General features: G+C 29.9%; 24 protein-coding genes. 5 read left to right on the top strand and 19 right to left on the bottom strand.

Features of this window, described 5'->3' with window-relative positions; translation table 11 throughout:
* The 19 genes from nifD to BT997_RS01135 all read right to left on the bottom strand — a co-directional run bounded on the left by nifD (nt 1) and on the right by BT997_RS01135 (nt 12,803).
* A complete protein-coding gene (gene nifD, locus BT997_RS01225; RefSeq protein WP_072679561.1) occupies nt 1-1,467 on the bottom strand; it encodes a nitrogenase molybdenum-iron protein alpha chain in 1,467 nt (488 codons plus the stop codon).
* Nucleotides 1,468-1,498: 31 nt separating this feature from the next.
* Entirely contained in the window at nt 1,499-1,855 is a 357-nt protein-coding gene (locus tag BT997_RS01220) for a hypothetical protein (protein ID WP_072679560.1), read from the bottom strand.
* Between the two features lie 149 nt (nt 1,856-2,004).
* Complete coding sequence (gene nifH, locus BT997_RS01215) at nt 2,005-2,913, bottom strand: nitrogenase iron protein (RefSeq protein WP_072679559.1); 909 nt, start codon at nt 2,911-2,913, stop codon at nt 2,005-2,007.
* A gap of 235 nt (nt 2,914-3,148) precedes the next feature.
* Entirely contained in the window at nt 3,149-3,715 is a 567-nt protein-coding gene (locus BT997_RS01210) for a hypothetical protein (protein ID WP_072679558.1), read from the bottom strand.
* A gap of 39 nt (nt 3,716-3,754) precedes the next feature.
* Nucleotides 3,755-4,150, bottom strand: a complete 396-nt coding sequence (locus BT997_RS01205) for a bacteriohemerythrin (RefSeq protein ID WP_072679557.1) — start codon at nt 4,148-4,150, stop codon at nt 3,755-3,757.
* On the bottom strand, nt 4,151-5,398 hold the full coding sequence (locus BT997_RS01200) for an RNA polymerase factor sigma-54 (protein ID WP_072679556.1): 1,248 nt from the start codon (nt 5,396-5,398) through the stop codon (nt 4,151-4,153).
* Nucleotides 5,399-5,454: 56 nt separating this feature from the next.
* Entirely contained in the window at nt 5,455-5,751 is a 297-nt protein-coding gene (locus tag BT997_RS01195) for a 2Fe-2S iron-sulfur cluster-binding protein (RefSeq protein ID WP_072679555.1), read from the bottom strand.
* 141 nt (nt 5,752-5,892) lie between these two features.
* Nucleotides 5,893-6,231, bottom strand: coding sequence for a hypothetical protein (locus BT997_RS01190; protein WP_072679554.1), 339 nt, complete (start codon nt 6,229-6,231; stop codon nt 5,893-5,895).
* An 89-nt stretch (nt 6,232-6,320) separates the two neighbouring features.
* Complete coding sequence (locus BT997_RS01185; RefSeq protein ID WP_258239403.1) at nt 6,321-6,728, bottom strand: nitrogen fixation protein NifZ; 408 nt, start codon at nt 6,726-6,728, stop codon at nt 6,321-6,323.
* Complete coding sequence (locus BT997_RS01180) at nt 6,718-7,065, bottom strand: nitrogenase-stabilizing/protective protein NifW (protein WP_072679553.1); 348 nt, start codon at nt 7,063-7,065, stop codon at nt 6,718-6,720. Before BT997_RS01180 ends, BT997_RS01185 begins: the two co-directional genes overlap by 11 nt.
* Nucleotides 7,066-7,090: 25 nt before the next feature.
* On the bottom strand, nt 7,091-7,612 hold the full coding sequence (locus BT997_RS01175; RefSeq protein ID WP_072679552.1) for a flavodoxin domain-containing protein: 522 nt from the start codon (nt 7,610-7,612) through the stop codon (nt 7,091-7,093).
* 18 nt (nt 7,613-7,630) lie between these two features.
* The gene (locus BT997_RS01170; RefSeq protein WP_072679551.1) at nt 7,631-8,059 is read right to left on the bottom strand and encodes a NifX-associated nitrogen fixation protein; all 429 of its coding nucleotides are present in this window, start codon (nt 8,057-8,059) and stop codon (nt 7,631-7,633) included.
* Nucleotides 8,059-8,454, bottom strand: a complete 396-nt coding sequence (locus BT997_RS01165; protein ID WP_083568353.1) for a NifB/NifX family molybdenum-iron cluster-binding protein — start codon at nt 8,452-8,454, stop codon at nt 8,059-8,061. The genes BT997_RS01170 and BT997_RS01165 overlap by 1 nt, the downstream gene beginning before the upstream one ends.
* A 64-nt stretch (nt 8,455-8,518) precedes the next feature.
* Entirely contained in the window at nt 8,519-8,824 is a 306-nt protein-coding gene (locus tag BT997_RS01160) for a hypothetical protein (protein ID WP_072679550.1), read from the bottom strand.
* Between the two features lie 82 nt (nt 8,825-8,906).
* Nucleotides 8,907-9,428: a redoxin family protein gene (locus BT997_RS01155; protein WP_072679549.1), complete on the bottom strand. Its 522-nt coding sequence runs from the start codon at nt 9,426-9,428 to the stop codon at nt 8,907-8,909.
* A 1-nt stretch (nt 9,429) separates the two neighbouring features.
* Nucleotides 9,430-9,807, bottom strand: a complete 378-nt coding sequence (locus tag BT997_RS01150) for a hypothetical protein (protein ID WP_072679548.1) — start codon at nt 9,805-9,807, stop codon at nt 9,430-9,432.
* Entirely contained in the window at nt 9,797-11,092 is a 1,296-nt protein-coding gene (nifN, locus tag BT997_RS01145) for a nitrogenase iron-molybdenum cofactor biosynthesis protein NifN (RefSeq protein WP_072679547.1), read from the bottom strand. Before nifN ends, BT997_RS01150 begins: the two co-directional genes overlap by 11 nt.
* A gap of 71 nt (nt 11,093-11,163) precedes the next feature.
* Entirely contained in the window at nt 11,164-11,472 is a 309-nt protein-coding gene (gene cowN / locus BT997_RS01140) for a N(2)-fixation sustaining protein CowN (protein ID WP_072679546.1), read from the bottom strand.
* A complete protein-coding gene (locus BT997_RS01135) occupies nt 11,463-12,803 on the bottom strand; it encodes a nitrogenase component 1 (RefSeq protein WP_072679545.1) in 1,341 nt (446 codons plus the stop codon). Before BT997_RS01135 ends, cowN begins: the two co-directional genes overlap by 10 nt.
* A gap of 108 nt (nt 12,804-12,911) precedes the next feature.
* Here BT997_RS01135 and BT997_RS01130 point away from each other — a divergent pair, with 108 nt between their 5' ends.
* The 5 genes from BT997_RS01130 to BT997_RS01110 are packed head-to-tail and all read left to right on the top strand — an operon-like array spanning nt 12,912 to nt 16,256.
* Nucleotides 12,912-13,298 (top strand): NifB/NifX family molybdenum-iron cluster-binding protein, encoded by a 387-nt coding sequence (locus BT997_RS01130; RefSeq protein ID WP_072679544.1) that lies wholly within the window; start codon nt 12,912-12,914, stop codon nt 13,296-13,298.
* Nucleotides 13,299-13,312: 14 nt separating this feature from the next.
* Nucleotides 13,313-13,693 (top strand): 4Fe-4S dicluster domain-containing protein, encoded by a 381-nt coding sequence (locus tag BT997_RS01125; protein WP_072679543.1) that lies wholly within the window; start codon nt 13,313-13,315, stop codon nt 13,691-13,693.
* A 9-nt stretch (nt 13,694-13,702) separates the two neighbouring features.
* Nucleotides 13,703-14,674, top strand: coding sequence for a NifU family protein (locus BT997_RS01120; protein ID WP_072679542.1), 972 nt, complete (start codon nt 13,703-13,705; stop codon nt 14,672-14,674).
* Nucleotides 14,671-15,024, top strand: a complete 354-nt coding sequence (locus BT997_RS01115) for a NifB/NifX family molybdenum-iron cluster-binding protein (protein ID WP_072679541.1) — start codon at nt 14,671-14,673, stop codon at nt 15,022-15,024. The genes BT997_RS01120 and BT997_RS01115 overlap by 4 nt, the downstream gene beginning before the upstream one ends.
* Entirely contained in the window at nt 15,003-16,256 is a 1,254-nt protein-coding gene (locus tag BT997_RS01110; RefSeq protein WP_258239402.1) for an FprA family A-type flavoprotein, read from the top strand. Before BT997_RS01115 ends, BT997_RS01110 begins: the two co-directional genes overlap by 22 nt.
* The last annotated feature ends 7 nt before the right edge of the window (nt 16,257-16,263 follow it).

Raw genomic sequence — 16,263 nt, 5'->3', positions numbered from 1 at the left:
TTACGCTCCTATCTCTTCTTTTTCCCATGGAGCAGTAGTATGATCCCATACAGGAGAATTCATAGCTAAATCCATATCTTTTGCAAAAATTGCAAATGCATCATAACCGTGGTAAGGCCCACTATAATCCCAAGAGTGCATCTGTCTAAATGGCAGACCCATTTTCTGGAATACATATTTCTCTTTTACACCAGCAGCAACTAAATCAGGTCTAAGTTTTTTTACAAACTCTTCTAATTCGTACTCATTAGCATCATCATAAATTAAAGTAGATCTTTTTAAATCTTCTTTAGTTCTTTTATAATCATCACCATGTCCAAACTCATAACCAGTTCCTATTACTTCCATTCCTAAATCTTCATAAGCTCCAATAACATGTCTTGGTCTTAATCCACCAACATAAAGCATAACTTTTTTACCCTCTAACATTGGTTTATATTTAGCAATTACAGCATCTGTCATTGCAGTATATTTAGCAATAACTTTTTCTGTTTGTTCTTGAATTTTTTCATCAAAACATGAAGCAATTTTTCTTAAACTTTCAGTTGTTTTAGAAGGTCCAAAGAAATTGTATTCTAACCATGGAATACCAAATTCTTGTTCCATATGTCTTGAAATATAATTCATAGATCTATAACAGTGAAGTAAGTTAAGTTTTGCTTTTGGTGCAATTGCTAGCTCTTTATAAGTTGCATCACCAGACCATTGAGCAATAACTCTTAATCCCATCTCTTCAAGAAGAATTCTTGTTGACCAAGCATCTCCACCAATGTTATAATCACCAATAATTGCCACATCATAAGGAGTTGATTCAAAATCTTTTCTATGAGAAGTATCTGGCATAACATGATCTCGAATCATATCATTTGCGATGTGATGACCAAGTGATTGAGAAACTCCTCTAAAACCCTCACATGAAACTGCAACAGTTTGATGTCCAGTCTCTTTTTTATGCATTTTGGCAACGGCTTGTATATCATCTCCAATTAAACCAATTGGACACTCTGATTGAATAGATACACCATTATTTAGTGGAAATAAATCATCAATTTCTTCTAAAGCTTTCTTTAGTTTTTTATCTCCACCAAATACGATATCTTTTTCGTTAAAATCAGTTGAAAAATTCATTGTTACGAATGTATCAACACCTGTAGTACCAATATAATAATTTCTTCTACCACCTCTTGAATATTGTCCACACCCAATAGGTCCATGAGAAATATGAATCATATCTTTAATTGGTCCCCAAACAACACCTTTTGAACCCGCATAAGCACAACCTCTTTGCGACATTACTCCTGGTACTGTTTGTTTATTTGATCTTGTAGTATCACAAGAACCTTTTACACCTTCTGGTGTATCAACACCTAAATGTTTTGCTCTATTTTTTTTAGCTTTTGCAGGATAAGCTTCAAGTATCTCTTCAATAGCTTCTGTTTGTAAACTTTCTAATGTTTCTGGTCCCATATCTTCTCCTTAATTAAGAAGCAAAAATAGCTTACGCTACTTTTACTCTATATAGGTTCATGTCATCTAATTTTTTACATAAAGCTTTAGTTACATCACCATCAACACTTTTTGAAATTTCAGAGATTTGGTATTTATTTGTATAATAAACCATTTTAGTATCCCCTTCCATTTCTGCCACATTATCAAAATAATCAACAAATGCAGTGTGAGCGAAAGTTCCCTCTGGAACAGTTAGCTCTTCTAAAAGAGTTCCTTCTCTAGTTTCACTTGTTAAAGTAACAGTTTTACCTGCTGCACTTGTTCCATCTTCTACTTTCTCAATAACTTTATCAAAACTTACATCATTACCCATATCAGCTGGGAAGTGGTATCCACATATAAACATTTCTTCTCCTTAAAATTTGTCCCAAATTTGAAGGGACCTTCCTTTTTAACTTCTTTTAACAGGATTTATAAAAAATCCTTAAAGAAACAAACCCTAAAGGAGGAACAAGTTCCTCTCTTTTTGCCTAAAACTTATTAAATAAAAGAAGCTTATGCCTCTTTTTGTCCTAAGTTTTCTTCATCTACTTCTTCTTCTAATCCAAATTCCATTAATAAGTTTTCTAAATCATCCATTTCTAATGGTGCTGGAATTACTTTTAAATCATTTTCAATAATTTTTCTTGCTAATTCTTTATATTCCATAGCTTGGTCATGACTTGGCGAGAATTCAACAACTGTCATTCTTCTTAACTCAGCTCTTTGAACATGATTAGATCTTGGAACAAAGTGAATCATTTGTGTACCAATTTGCATTGCTAAATGTTTTGCTAAATCGTACTCTTTATCTGTCATTCTTGCATTACAGATTAAACCTGCAAGTCTTACTCCACCAGTATTTGCATATTTTAAAATACCTTTTGAAATATTATTTGCTGCATACATAGCCATCATTTCACCAGACATTACAATATAAATTTCTTGTGCTTTACCTTCTCTAATTGGCATAGCAAATCCACCACATACAACATCTCCAAGTACATCATAAGAAACAAAGTCTAGCTCATCATCATAAGCACCCTCTTCTTCTAAAAAGTTAATTGCTGTAATAACACCACGTCCAGCACATCCAACACCAGGTTCTGGTCCTCCTGATTCTGTACAATTAATATAACCTTCTGTGATATCAGTATTATCCATATGGAACTCATCTGCTCCTGGTTTACATACATCTTCTAATTCTAAATCCTCTACAGTTCCTGCTTCTGAAGCTAATTGCATAATAGTTGATTGTGCTTTCTCGTGCAAGATAAGTCTAGTTGAATCTGCTTTAGGGTCACATCCTACAATTAAGATTTTCTTTCCGTAGTAATGACACATTGCTGCTAATGTATTTTGAGATGTAGTTGATTTACCAATCCCACCTTTTCCGTAAAACGCTATTTGTCTTAAATCTGACATTCTATCTCCTTTGATTATTTATATTTTCAAAACAGTAAATGCACATAGTGTTCCACAGAATGTTTTTAAAAATAAAAACTTTAAAAATTCAGTATGAAGTGTGATATTATAGGGATTAAGAAGAGAATAGTTTTTTAAAAAGATAAAATAAGATATATTTTATCTTATTTACATTTATGTAAATTTCGTAAAAAAAAGGAAAGAGAAAAGCAAACTAACCTTTCTCTTTTAGAATTTAAACAGCTCCCATTAGTTGTTTTGAACTTTCACCTATAAGATTACACATTTCTTCATATGTTTTAATAGATTCTTCTATTTGAGTGTTTAAAAGTTCATTGTAAAGCTTTTCAACTTTTGCATCTTGCTTTTTATACTGTTTCATATCTGATTTTTCCAATGAGGCTAAATCTAAAAGTTCATTCCAAACTGAACTTTCATCTAACATAATTGCAGTAAATGTTACATCATCATATTCAAATGTTCCATTTCCATCTAAATCTGTTACATATAAAAGGTTCATACTCTCTTGGTCAAAAAATTGTTTATATTTTTCAAACATTGGTTTAAAATCATTAAAACTCTCCAATTCACAAGCGAAGAATTTTATTTTTTCTTCTTTTGAAATCATAATAACCTGTTTTGCTTGTATTCTTGGAGGAAGTTTTCTATCTGAACTTATTTGTTTTCCCTCTTCAATAATCAAAGCTCCTCTATATCCATTCATTCCATTTGATAATGTACCATTAAATGACGGTTGCCAGTCTAGACTGTTAGTTTTAATATATTCCATTGGTGTTGACATTCTTATTCCTTATTGTAGTTTTTTAGTATAATGCAATCTTTATTCCATCTTTTTATTTTTGATAACTTGTGCTAAATCACTATCCATTGAAATAATATGATCTTCAAACCATTGTGGCAATCTCTCTTTACAAAAAGATTTTAAAAGTTTTTTTCCAAAGGGATTATTTGCTTTGTTATAAAAGTATTTCAATTCATAAAGAATTTTGTCATGCTCTTCTTTATGTTCAGTTACTCTTGGATATAAATATTTTTCCATTAATTCTTCTTCATCTGAAAAATGTGTTATTGTCTGAAGAATAATTGAATTAATATCTTTCATTAATGTTTCATCATTCTTGAAATCCAAATTTATAAATATTTCAATAAAATCTTTGTGATGTTTATCCATTACATCAATATCTAATATATATTTATTAATATCTAAATTTTTCATTTATAAATTTTCAACTTTATAAAGTTTTTTTCTCTCTTTTGAAGAAGGAATTTCAAGCATTTTTCTATATTTTGTAATAGTTCTCCTAACCATTTTAAGACTGAACTTTTCATGAATCATATCAAGAATATGTTGGTCAGTTAAAGGTTTTTCTCTATTCTCATATTCTACAAGTGATTTAATATAACTTTTTATTTGAGATGATGATAAATCTTGATTATTTACAGCATTAGTGAAAAAATGTTTTAAAGGAAATACTCCTAAACTACACTCTATATGTTTATTTGCAACTGCTCTACTAATTGTAGATTCTGCAAAACCTAACTCTCCTGCTAACTCTTGCATAGAAAAAGGTCTAAGTTCTCCACCTACAAAAAATGAAATTTGCTTTTCAACTATTAAAAGTACAATTTTGTATAGAGTTGATTTTCTTAAATTTAATAAATTCACTAAATCTCTTGCTTCTTTAAGCTTCTCTTTTATTCCATTATTTTTTGAAGAAAAAGGATCTTTTACTTCTATATCTGGATAGTAGGCATGATTTATTCTTATATTAATATCTTCACCTATATCTACAAAAAAATCAGGTATAACCTGTATATTTGTATTTATATAATTCACAGCAGGAGGGTTATTAAAATATTTAATCACATCTTTTGCATCTTCAAATCTATGATGTGTTGCATATTTATCTAAATGGGCAATATCCTTTATAATCTTTTTTATAAAAGAATAAAGTTCATCATCAATTTTTTTATCACAAGCATCCAATTGAAATAGAAATGACTCTGATAAATTAATTGAAGCAATACCTGAAGGCTCTAATCTTGAGAATCTTTGTCTTATAGATTCGACATACTCTTTATATACTCCACAAGTGTGGGCAATTTTATTAATATCCCCATCAAAGTAACCATGTTCATTTATATCACATAAAATCTCTAACGCGACCTTTTGGGAGTTTGGCGTTGGAAAATTTGGTGCACAGATTTGTTCATGTATTTTATCATTTAATGACTCTTTATATAAAGCTAAAGACTCAATAAACTCTCCACTTGTTCCTTGAGGCATAAAGTTGTTATAAAATTCTTTTGGTTTCTTAATTTCTAAAAAAGGGTTCTCATATGAGACATTTTTTAAGTGTTTTTCTAGGTCTTGCAATGAAGATTGTAGCATTGGTAACCACAATTTTAATGATAAGTTTAGGTTTTGCTTCTGTGCAACTGAGGTTGAAAGTGTAGGTGCCATAGTATTTATATTTTGCCCAAATCCTTGATGAATTTAGGCAAAAAAATGTTTACTTTTTAGTACTTTATTCTTATAACACCGTTAGGTTTTACAATTTTCATTTGACAAGAAAGTCTTGTGTTTTCAGTACAAGTTCCTGCACATGCTTCTTTTATAACTTTTACTTCTTTATCATTAATATCAGATATAAACTCCATTCCTTGTTCAATTTCAACTACACATGTTCCACACTCACCATCTCTACAGCCAAATGGTAATGCTGAACCAGATGCTTCAACTACATCTTGAATTGTACTCCCTGGTTTTACATTGATTGCTAAAAAATCATTTACTATTTCTACTCTTGTTGTCATATTGTTTCCTTTTAAATTGTCCCAATTTTAAAGGGACCTTTTCATATTTATCTACTTTTTAGTAGGATTTATAAAAAATCCTTAAAAGTAGCAAAATTCTAAAGAGAGCAACGAGTTGCTCTTTTAATACTCAAATTATTACTATATTGAATATGGTTTTACTAAAATATCGCCTTTAATTAACATCATAGGCGCTATTCTAATTTTAGGACTTATTGTAAATTGTTGACACTGCTCAGCCTCTTGTGCAGTAATTGCTCCAAGTTCAACAAGAACATCTAATTCTTCATCTTCCATATATGATGTAGGTTCCTCTTCTGCTAGATTTTCAACTGTGATTAGACTTTTCGCATAATCTTTTGTATCTGATGGAAGTGGTACTCCTTTTTCTTTTGCTAACCTAACAATAGGTTCACCTATTTTCGCATCATATACACCATCAGTTTCTGTGTCAAAATGCATAAATATAACTTTTGCCATCTTTCTTCTCCTTTATTTATAGATTGCTATTATTTACCAAGCCATACGAAAAAGTTCTTTAAACTCTTTCATTTAGCTTGGATATTGATTTAATCTTTACTGTAATACTTTTCTCGATGTTTTCTCATAAATTCAAGTTCTTCTTCTACTTCATCTCTATAGTCTTCCATTGCTTCAAGTTCATGCTCTCTACAACCAACTATTTCTACAGGTGCTTCATCCACACCTAAAAAATGAACTTCATAAACTCTAATCACTTGTAAAAACTCCCCAACAGACCTAATATAACCAATAGCACCAGTTGGCATCATCAATGTTCCTATAGGCGAATGAGGATATGTACCATCATTTACTATCTCTTTAATTAATTTTACTTTTTGACCTATTCCAAATTTAGCTTTTTCTTCATCTTTTCCTGATCTTGTTGCAGTTACACTATCATGTAAAATAGTCTCAGGATTTACGATTTGTTCACTATCTATACCATTAGCAGCCACAAGAATTTCCTTTATTATCCATAGGTGTTCCAGCTGTTGTTCCACAAGAAGAACACCCGTCTAATTTTCCAGTTTCATACATATTCCAAACATCTGCCGCACTTGGTGCATGACCATTTTTATAATCTCCATATACTCTTAGAAGTGAGAATTTTAAAAACTCTAATAATTTGTTTTCTTCCGTAATTGAATCTAATCCTTTTCTAATAAGAGTTCCGTACTCTTTCATCATATGAAATCTTTTTACATTGATTAATGTTTGGTCAAAATCAATCCCAAAAAATTTGAAATAATCCTCTGTATCTCTTAATTTATAAAATTCCTCAACTGTTGCCATACTTATTCCTTTTAAATATCTATACTTATACAGGTACTTGAGCTTTTAAGCTCTCAATCCAGTTTTCTATTCTACTTTCTGTTTTAGCTTTTTCATTATGTTCATCAATGGCTAATCCACAAAGTTTATCATCAATTTCTGCTAATGAAAACTCATAGTTATAATCTGACTTATCAACAAACCCAATTACATTTGCTCCTGCATTAGTAAAAGTTTTATATAGTTTTCCAATTGCAGAACAAAAATGTTCACCATGTTTTACACAATCCCCTGCACCAAATAAAGCTACAGTTTTCCCTGAGAAATCAACCTCATCAGAATCTATTTCAAATTGCGGATCAACCCATTCATGATGTACATCACCTTGTCCCCAAGTAGAACTTCCGATAAATAGAACATCATATTCAAGCATTTGTTCCACATCATCAAAATCTTCTTCCATATTGATTAAATCATCTTCTTCTATTTCAAAGGCTTCTGCAATAGCTTCTGCAATAATTAAAGAAGTTCCACCCGCTGTTCCACAAAAAATCCCCATACTTGACATTCTAAAATTCCTCTCTTATTAACTTTTATATTGTTTATATTTTTCTTGAGCTTTTAAAAGGTATTTTTCACCTTCATCTTCTAGCTTTTCATAAGTTCTAAAAGAAAATCTATGGGCATCTTTAAAATATTTTTCACAAAGTACAATGTCATTTGCAAATACTACAACTCTACCAAATCCTTCGTGACTCATTTCCATTACAACTGATGCCATAATTCCTGTGATTTTTTCAAAAGCCAGAGCTACTGCTTGATAAATTAACCTAATATCTTTTATCTGCATTTCATCAATATCTGCAATGATAGGTATCTCTTTTAATTCTTCTTTTGTTCTTACATACTTTTCTTTTACTAAATCATCATCACTTTTATTTACCCATGTTCCAAATTGGTCTAAAGCTCTAATTTGTCCTACTAAAGTTTTTAAAAAGAGTTCTTTCGCTTCCATTATGCTGCCTTTTTTTCAATAATTTTTTTGATAAATGGAGGAGGATTAGTATTTAGCATTTCTTGAAGTTTTTTTAGTTCAGTTTCAATTTCTACTACTTCTTTATACTTAATTGTAAAAATTCCATTATTGATTAATTTTGCAGCGGCTATTGCTCCTACATTTGTAAAATAGACAATATCAATATCATCCAATAATGCTACAGTTTTATCTGTATCTTTTTCTATCACTTTCTTAATTTCACATACGTTTATACAACTCTTGCTTACTTCATAAACTGCAAATTGTCTTGCACTACCAAAGTGAGAATCTATATTCTCTAAATCTTTTGTTGCAAAAGCTATTTTCAGTGTTCCTTCTTCTGGATTATTCGATGTAATTTTTATACTGCTCATTGTATATCCTCAATTGATTTATGAGTATATATGCAAATAGTGTTCCACAAAAAAAATTGAAAAGTTATTGATTCTTTTTAGCTGACTTTATCAGGGATAAAAAGTCGATTAAATCGCTTAGAAAAAAGGCTCTGTTAGTTATATCTGAGAAATAAATATTGACAAAAGTATTTTGTCCAGAAAAATATTTTGCATTATTTATAAACTCAGGAGGAATTTGTCTATTTATAGCTTTCTCTTTTATTAACTCATCACAAACTTCTTCAAAAAGAAATAAAATCTCTGTTGGTTTTTCTTCTGTTAACATATAAATATCACTTCTATAAAGATCATATTTTTTAAATAGTTCTAAATATGTCTCTTTACTCATATCTATATTCCTAGGGCTTATAGATATAAAATATTGTTTGGTGTTTTAAGGACTTTTTTAGACAAATTATTAACAAGTAGCATTATACACCCATCCAGTTCTCATGGATGTGACCTTTTTGTTTAAAATTAACTGTTTGTGAAAGTTTTTCTTTGAACTCTTCTAAATCAAAGCTTTTATCAATATTTGAAGGAATCTGTTTATATTTAATAATTCCCTCTTTATCAATTACAAAAATAGATTTCGCAAATAGTTCTTCACTCATATTTATACCAAATTTTAAAGAAAAATCTTTAAAATCATTCGAAATAAATCCATCATCTAAAGAGTATGCTGATTTTACTTTTGTAAGATTATCATCGCTACTTTTTGTAATAATATAGACAATAGTTTTTGATGCATATTCATTTATAATATTATGTAGTCCATTGTTATATGATTTAATACATGGTAAGGTAATCATAACTTGAACTTTAGGAGCCATCATTCCAATAACTTTTGTTTGTTCATCTATCATTTTAACTCTTACTGCAGGAGCTTCACTTTCTAATTTTCTATCTCTTTTACCTAATGTATATACTTCTTTTTTATATTTTACTTCCATTTTATAAAATATCCTTGTGTGTAATTTGACAATTTGTATCTATAATCATTAGTGATTTCTTTAAGTTTTTATTTTCATCCATCATTGTAAAAATTTTTGAAAAATCTTTATATTCTGTAGAAACTAAATTTTCTCGTAATTGATATTTTTCTATTAGACTTGTACATTTCTTTTTAGAACTTGAGGTTATTATAAAAGGCTCAGCTCTATCTTTGAAAAATTCAATTGCTTCATATAATTCATCATTAAATTCTGAAATATCAGGTAGTGTCATTATTACTTGTACTCTTTGTTTAGGAATACCAATTAATCTAGTTTTACCACTAAGCATTTCTATTGCAATAGCGGAAACTATTGGTCTATGCATACTAATGCTCATGATTAGCCTCATGATTATAGTGATTAATTAGATTTGCAAGTTCAAATAATAAATAAGTACTACCTTCATATAAAATGTCATTTTTAAGCTGATTCCCTACTCCTTCATAATCAGGGAAACCTCTTAACATTAGTGCTTTTTTATGTTTCATTGTATATCTTTCCCCATGGAAGTTTGAAATTAGGACATCACTCTCTTTTAGATATTTTTCAACATCTTCAAAATCTCCAATCAAAAGATGTTCACACTCTATTTCCTCAAGTAAATCATTTTTATGTGTTGTTACAATTGCTTTTATATTTGCTCCAGCTTCTATAATAGTATTTGCAATAGATATACATTGATCTGGTTCAAGAGCAAGCACAATAGATGAGCTTCCTATAGCAAAATGTGTATCAAGAAGGGCATCTTGAAGTCTTTTTCTCCATCTAACAATACTAGGATGTGGAGAACTTATTTCTTTGATTTTACAAAGCATTTTAAAAAATTCATCTGAGTTTTCAAGTCCTCCTAAAGAGTTATAATGAATTAAATTTATATTTTCATTTTTTTCTTTTATTTTTGTTCCAGCTTTTTTTACTGAACTACCAATTGATAGAACTAAAGAAGATGAACCTAAATTTTTTACCTCATCTAAAGATATACCTCCTGAGCTCAATGCACCTTGTTTTAACCCCAAATGTCCATCTAAAGAATCACTTAAATCAGGTAGTGATAAAACCTCGTAACCAAACAATGAAATAGTATCTTTTATTTTTTCAACCTCAATTGGTTTCATATTTACATTTGGAATTATTAGAGCTTTTTGATTATCGATATTTGTAGTTGGGTTTACGATTTGATCAATAATTGCTTCAATTGATTTAGAAAAACCACTCTCAATTGAACCTTCAAAATCAGGAGTATTAACATAAGCCATCTCTTGAATACCTTCCATCAAAAGACAAGCCCCTTTAATATCATCACCTTTTGTCTCTGTAAGCCCTGTTGTAAAAAGACCTACTAAATCAGGTTTTACTTTTTTTGTAATATTTTTAATACTTTCACTAATTGCATAATCACCACCATCAATTACTGCTGTAATATCATTTACTGCGGTTGTTTGAACTGCAATTGGGTCATTGAAATGGCGTGTAAAAAATACTTTTGAAAAAGATGCACAACCTTGCGCTCCATGCATTAAAGGCATGCAGTTTTTAATACCTAGAAAACAAAGCATTGCTCCCATTGGTTGAGAAAGTTTGATGGGGTTTAGTTGTAGTGGTTTTGCACTTATTGCTTCCATTTAAAAAGTCCTTGATGCCATTTTATTTATAAAATATGCAAAAAGTGTTCCTTTTATACTGTTAAATTAATTTAACAGCAGTCATATTCTACAGTATCAAGTAATTTTATTCCTTTTTCAAAATCATATTCCTCAAATAAATCTGAAATATAGAATACATTTGAGCAAATGTGATAAAGAATATCTTTGTTATTCTCTTTTTCATAAATGTTATGATAGTCCTCTGGAATATATTCATCAAATCTTTCCCAAAAACTGTTTTTTGATTCTGCTTCTTTTTCAAATAGTTCATACATTGCATCTAATACATTTGCTGCATCTTTATAGCAATCTATATTATTAAAACTAACATACCTATCTCTTTTTTCATTTACTTCCATGGTTCCTCTTTTCCAACAACTTTGAATACTTTGTTATTTACAGCATGAGAAACATCTTTAGCTAAATTTACAAGTCCACTATAAGCTCCATAACTTATTTTCTTCTCTTGGTTTACATCGACAAAGGCAACTTTCTTTTTTATTGCAGTATATAAGCTTCTACCTCCAGCAAGTAAAATATCAACATTATGTTCATCTATTAATTTAGCTTGTTCAGATCCTGGGTCTTTCATTAAAATATTTACATATTTAGCACAAATCTCTTTATCTTCAAGTGTAGCTTTTTTTACAGATGTCGCAATAACATCTATTCCTATATCTTGTAATGCACTGGCTATTGACCAAGTTTTATTACCACCTGTATTTAAAATAGCTTTTTTTCCTTCTAGTATTTTTCTATATGGTATTAATGCTTTTTCTAGTTTTTCTTCTTCTTGTGCTATGATTTTTTCAGCTTTTTGAACTAATTCTTTATCTCCAAAAGCATTTACTATACTTCTAATAGCATTTGATGTATCACGCTTACCATAAAATGAGATAGAAATATAAGGAATTTGATATTGTTCTTGCATTTTTCTTGTTAAACTTATTAAAGACTTAGCACAAACAATAACATTTAACTTTGCAGTATGTGCCATTTGAATATCTTCAATTCGTCCATCCCCTGCAAGAGTAGAAACAACTTTAATACCAATTTTTTCTAATATTGGAGTATATTGCCACATATCTCCAGTTACATTATACTCTCCAATAAGATTTATTCCATAAGGGTGAATTTCTTTAGGTTCTTTTGTTCCAATTAATTGATGAAGAACCGATTCTCCTCCTAATCTTGAACCTAGATTTTTACCTCCTACAAAGCCTGGAGAGTGAATAACTATGACAGGTATACAATGCTTTTTTTCCATTCTTCCACAAACATTATCCATATCATCACCAATCATAGCCGTTACACAAGTCTCATATACAAAGATTGCTTTTGGATTTTTATGTTCAATTATATAATCAATAGATTCTTCAAGCTTTTTATCTCCACCAAAAATTACATCGTTTGTATTAACATCTGTAGTAAACCCCGTAACGGTATTATTCTCTCCATCATGAGAAGTAAGCGTTGCTCTAGTCTCCCAAGATGCTCCAATGCATGTTGCAGGAGAGTGAACTAAATGAACAACATCTGCATAAGGGAATAATGCTATTTGAGAACCTTCAAAAGCACATCCACCAGAAGTTGCTCCAGGTTTTGGTTTATCACAAGAAGCTTTTTTAACTTTGTTATGAGAACACGCAGTTTCATTTAATAAATCACGAATTAATTTTTTATTTACCATTTTAGACTCTTAAATTGATTTTTAAAACTATATGCAAAAACTGTTCCTTCTATTTTAAAGGAATAGTTTTTGCATATAGATATTTAACAAATTGAAAAAGGAAAAAGAATGATTGCTATACCACTAGAGGAAGAGAATGCTACAACTATTTCAGATTTATTTGGAAATGCTCCATACTTTGCGATACTAAACCCAGAATCTGGTTACTTTAAAGTTAAAGAAAATAAAGGTTGTGGTAATGGAATTGAAACTGCACAATGTATAAAAGATTTAGGTGCTAAAAGTACTGTTTTTTATCATATGGGAGAAGGTGTTTTTAATCATTTAAATGAAAATGGCGTTAAAGTTTATAGTTCTTCAAGTGTTTATTTAACAATAGAAGAAATTTATCGAAAGATACTAAAAAACAATTTTAAATTAGTCACTCCTTCAAATGCTGATAATTTACTAAATCCAGGAACCACATCTTGTTCATGTGAATGTAGTAATAATTAATATAAAGGCAAAGGATGTCCGTAATTATAACCGAAGAATGTATAAACTGCGATGCTTGTGTTGATGAATGTCCAGCAACAGCCATTGTAAGTGCAGATGACTCCCCTTTAGATGACCCTGAATATACATATGTAAAACCTGAAAAATGTATCGAATGTGTAGATTGTTCTGTTCCTAAATGTTTTGATGTATGTCCCTCACCAGGTGCTATTGCTTGGGACATGCCTTATATTGAGGAATTTGATGAATATTTTATGAATAGAGATAAAGAAGGTATTTACAAGATTAGAGTGCATAAAAAAAGAGGTGTTTTTTCACCTTCTAATCAAGCTCGACCTTTTAGAGAAACTATTAGTTTAGAGGATAGGATTGAATACAAAGCATTAGATTTTTAGGATTTTAGAGTGAAAAAAGATTTAGCATATTATGCATCCTTGGAATATCCATATGAATGTTATAGTGGAGAAAATGAACTTGGGGATGCTTTTTTAGTAGAGTTTTTAGATTTTGATATTAAAGGGACAAGTGAAGATTATGATGAAGCAGTTGAACTTGCACATAAATACTTGATAAAGCACATAGTAAATGAACTAAAAAATGGAAGAGAACTTCCTAATCCAAGAGAAGGAAAGAATTTTATGAAACATAGAGAAGCCTTAGTAGCATATAAAAATAAAGACTTCAATACTGCTTTGAGTATTTGGAAAGAAGAATCAAAAATCAAAAATGACCAAGCTATGGCAAATCTAGGTTTGATGTATTTAAAAGGTGAAGGAGTAAATAAAGATTTCTCAAAAGCAAAAGAGTGGTTTGAAGAAGCTAGTAAATATGATAACGACTCTGCAAACTTTAACCTAGCACTCATGTATCAAACAAAGATTGGAGTTGAAGAGGATTTAGAAAAAGCAAAAGAGTATTTCAGACGAGCAGTTGCAAAAAATCATACCCAAGCAGCCTTTAGATTAGCTCTTGTTTTATTACAAGATAGAACAAAAGTTGATGAAGTTAAAGAGGGTTTTGATTGCATGTTAAAAGCTGCACAGAATGGACATACCATGGCTTCTATTCAATTAACAGGAATGGATAAAGAACTTCCTGAAGGTGTTGAATTAAATCATAATTTTAGAGCCAAAGAAAAAGAAGAACAACTAGAAATTATAAATGATGCTTTAGATAGATTTATTAGACCAATTTTAGTAAAAGATGGTGGAAATATTATCTTAATAGATTATTTAAATGACCCAGAGTTAGAGATAAGACTTGCCTATCAAGGAGCATGTGTTGGATGTTCGATTGCATCAACAGGAACATATACAATGATTGCAGATACTATGCAAAAAATTATTGACCCTAGAGTTAGGATATTTATACTATGAAAATTGCATTCGCTTCTAAAGATAATATACATGTCAATGAACATTTTGGCTGGTGTAAAAAGTTTTACATTTATGAAATAATTGCAGATTCTTACACTTTTGTAAAAGCTATTGATTCTTCAATAGAAATAGAAGATGAGATAGATAAATTAACTTATAAAATAGAATGTTTAGAAAATAGTGATATCTTATATGTTCAACAGATTGGTCCAAAAGCAGCTATGATGGTAAAATCAGCAAAAGTTTTCCCAATGCAAAGTTCAAAAGAGAATGAAAAAATAGAAGATGTTCTAACTTCTCTTATAAAAATGAAAGATAATCCACCAATTTGGATGAGAAGATTAATATGAGTTCTAAACCTGTTGAAATAGCTCCAAATATATACTTTATTGGAGTTTTTGACCCTGATATTAGAACATTTGATATTATTATGAAAACAGCTAATGGGTCTTCTTATAACGCATATCTTATAAAAACAGATGAAGGTATTGTAATTATAGATACTGTTAAAGTAGAGTTTCAAAATGAATTTTTCAGTAAAATTGAGCAACTTTGTACTTACGATGAAATTAAATATGTTATTTGTCATCATTTAGAACCTGATCATGCAGGTGCAATTCCTGAATTAATCAATAGAGCACCACAAGCAAAGGTAATGATTTCACCGCAAGCAACCTCTATGTTAAAAGCTATTACCCAAAAAGAGAATATTGATTTTGAAACTGTATGGACCAATAAGACTTTAAAATTAGGGAACAAAACAATTAAGTTTTTAACTACTCCATATTTGCATTGGCCTGAAACTATGAGCTCTTATGTGGATGAAGATAATCTTCTTTTCTCAGGGGATGTTTTTGGAAGTCACTATTATGACAAACGTCTTTTTGATGATTTAGTAGGTGATTTCTTTTATGCTTTTAAATACTATTATGACCATATTATGCGACCATTTAAATCCTATGCTTTAAATGCAATTAAGCTTTATGATAAATATGAAATCGATATTATTGCAACTTTACATGGACCAATATTAAGAGAAAATCCAAAAAAGTATATTGATTATTATAGACAATGGAGTCAAGATGATTATAAAGTTATTTCACATGGGAAAAAGATATTATCAATTTTTTATCTAACAAGCTATAAAAATACAAAAGATATGGCTGAATCAATTTTTGATGGAGCAGAGAGTGTAGAAGGTATTATTACAAATGTATATGACTTAGCTTCTATAGAAGAACAAAATATGATAAATATTCTTGAAGAAAGTGATGGGATTTTAATAGGAACACCAACAATCAATTCTGATGCTCCAAAACCTGTTTGGGATTTATTATCTTGTATGATGTTTTTAGAAAAAAGAGGAAAAGTTGGAGGGGCATTTGGAAGTTATGGCTGGAGTGGTGAAGCTGTAGATATGATTATTCATAGATTAAAATCATTAAACTTTAAAGTTCCTCCAATGGAAAATCAAAAAATAAAATTGATCCCTACTAAAGATGAACTTCAAAACTGTTATGAATATGGTGTTGAATTTGCAGAAATATTAAATGGCAAAATGATTGAAATGACAATGAATTAAAATTAAT

This window comes from Arcobacter sp. LA11 (assembly GCF_001895145.1).
Taxonomy (GTDB): domain Bacteria; phylum Campylobacterota; class Campylobacteria; order Campylobacterales; family Arcobacteraceae; genus Halarcobacter.
The sequence above is the reverse complement of the archived record's forward strand: the minus strand, read 5'-3'. Positions and strand labels throughout refer to the sequence as shown.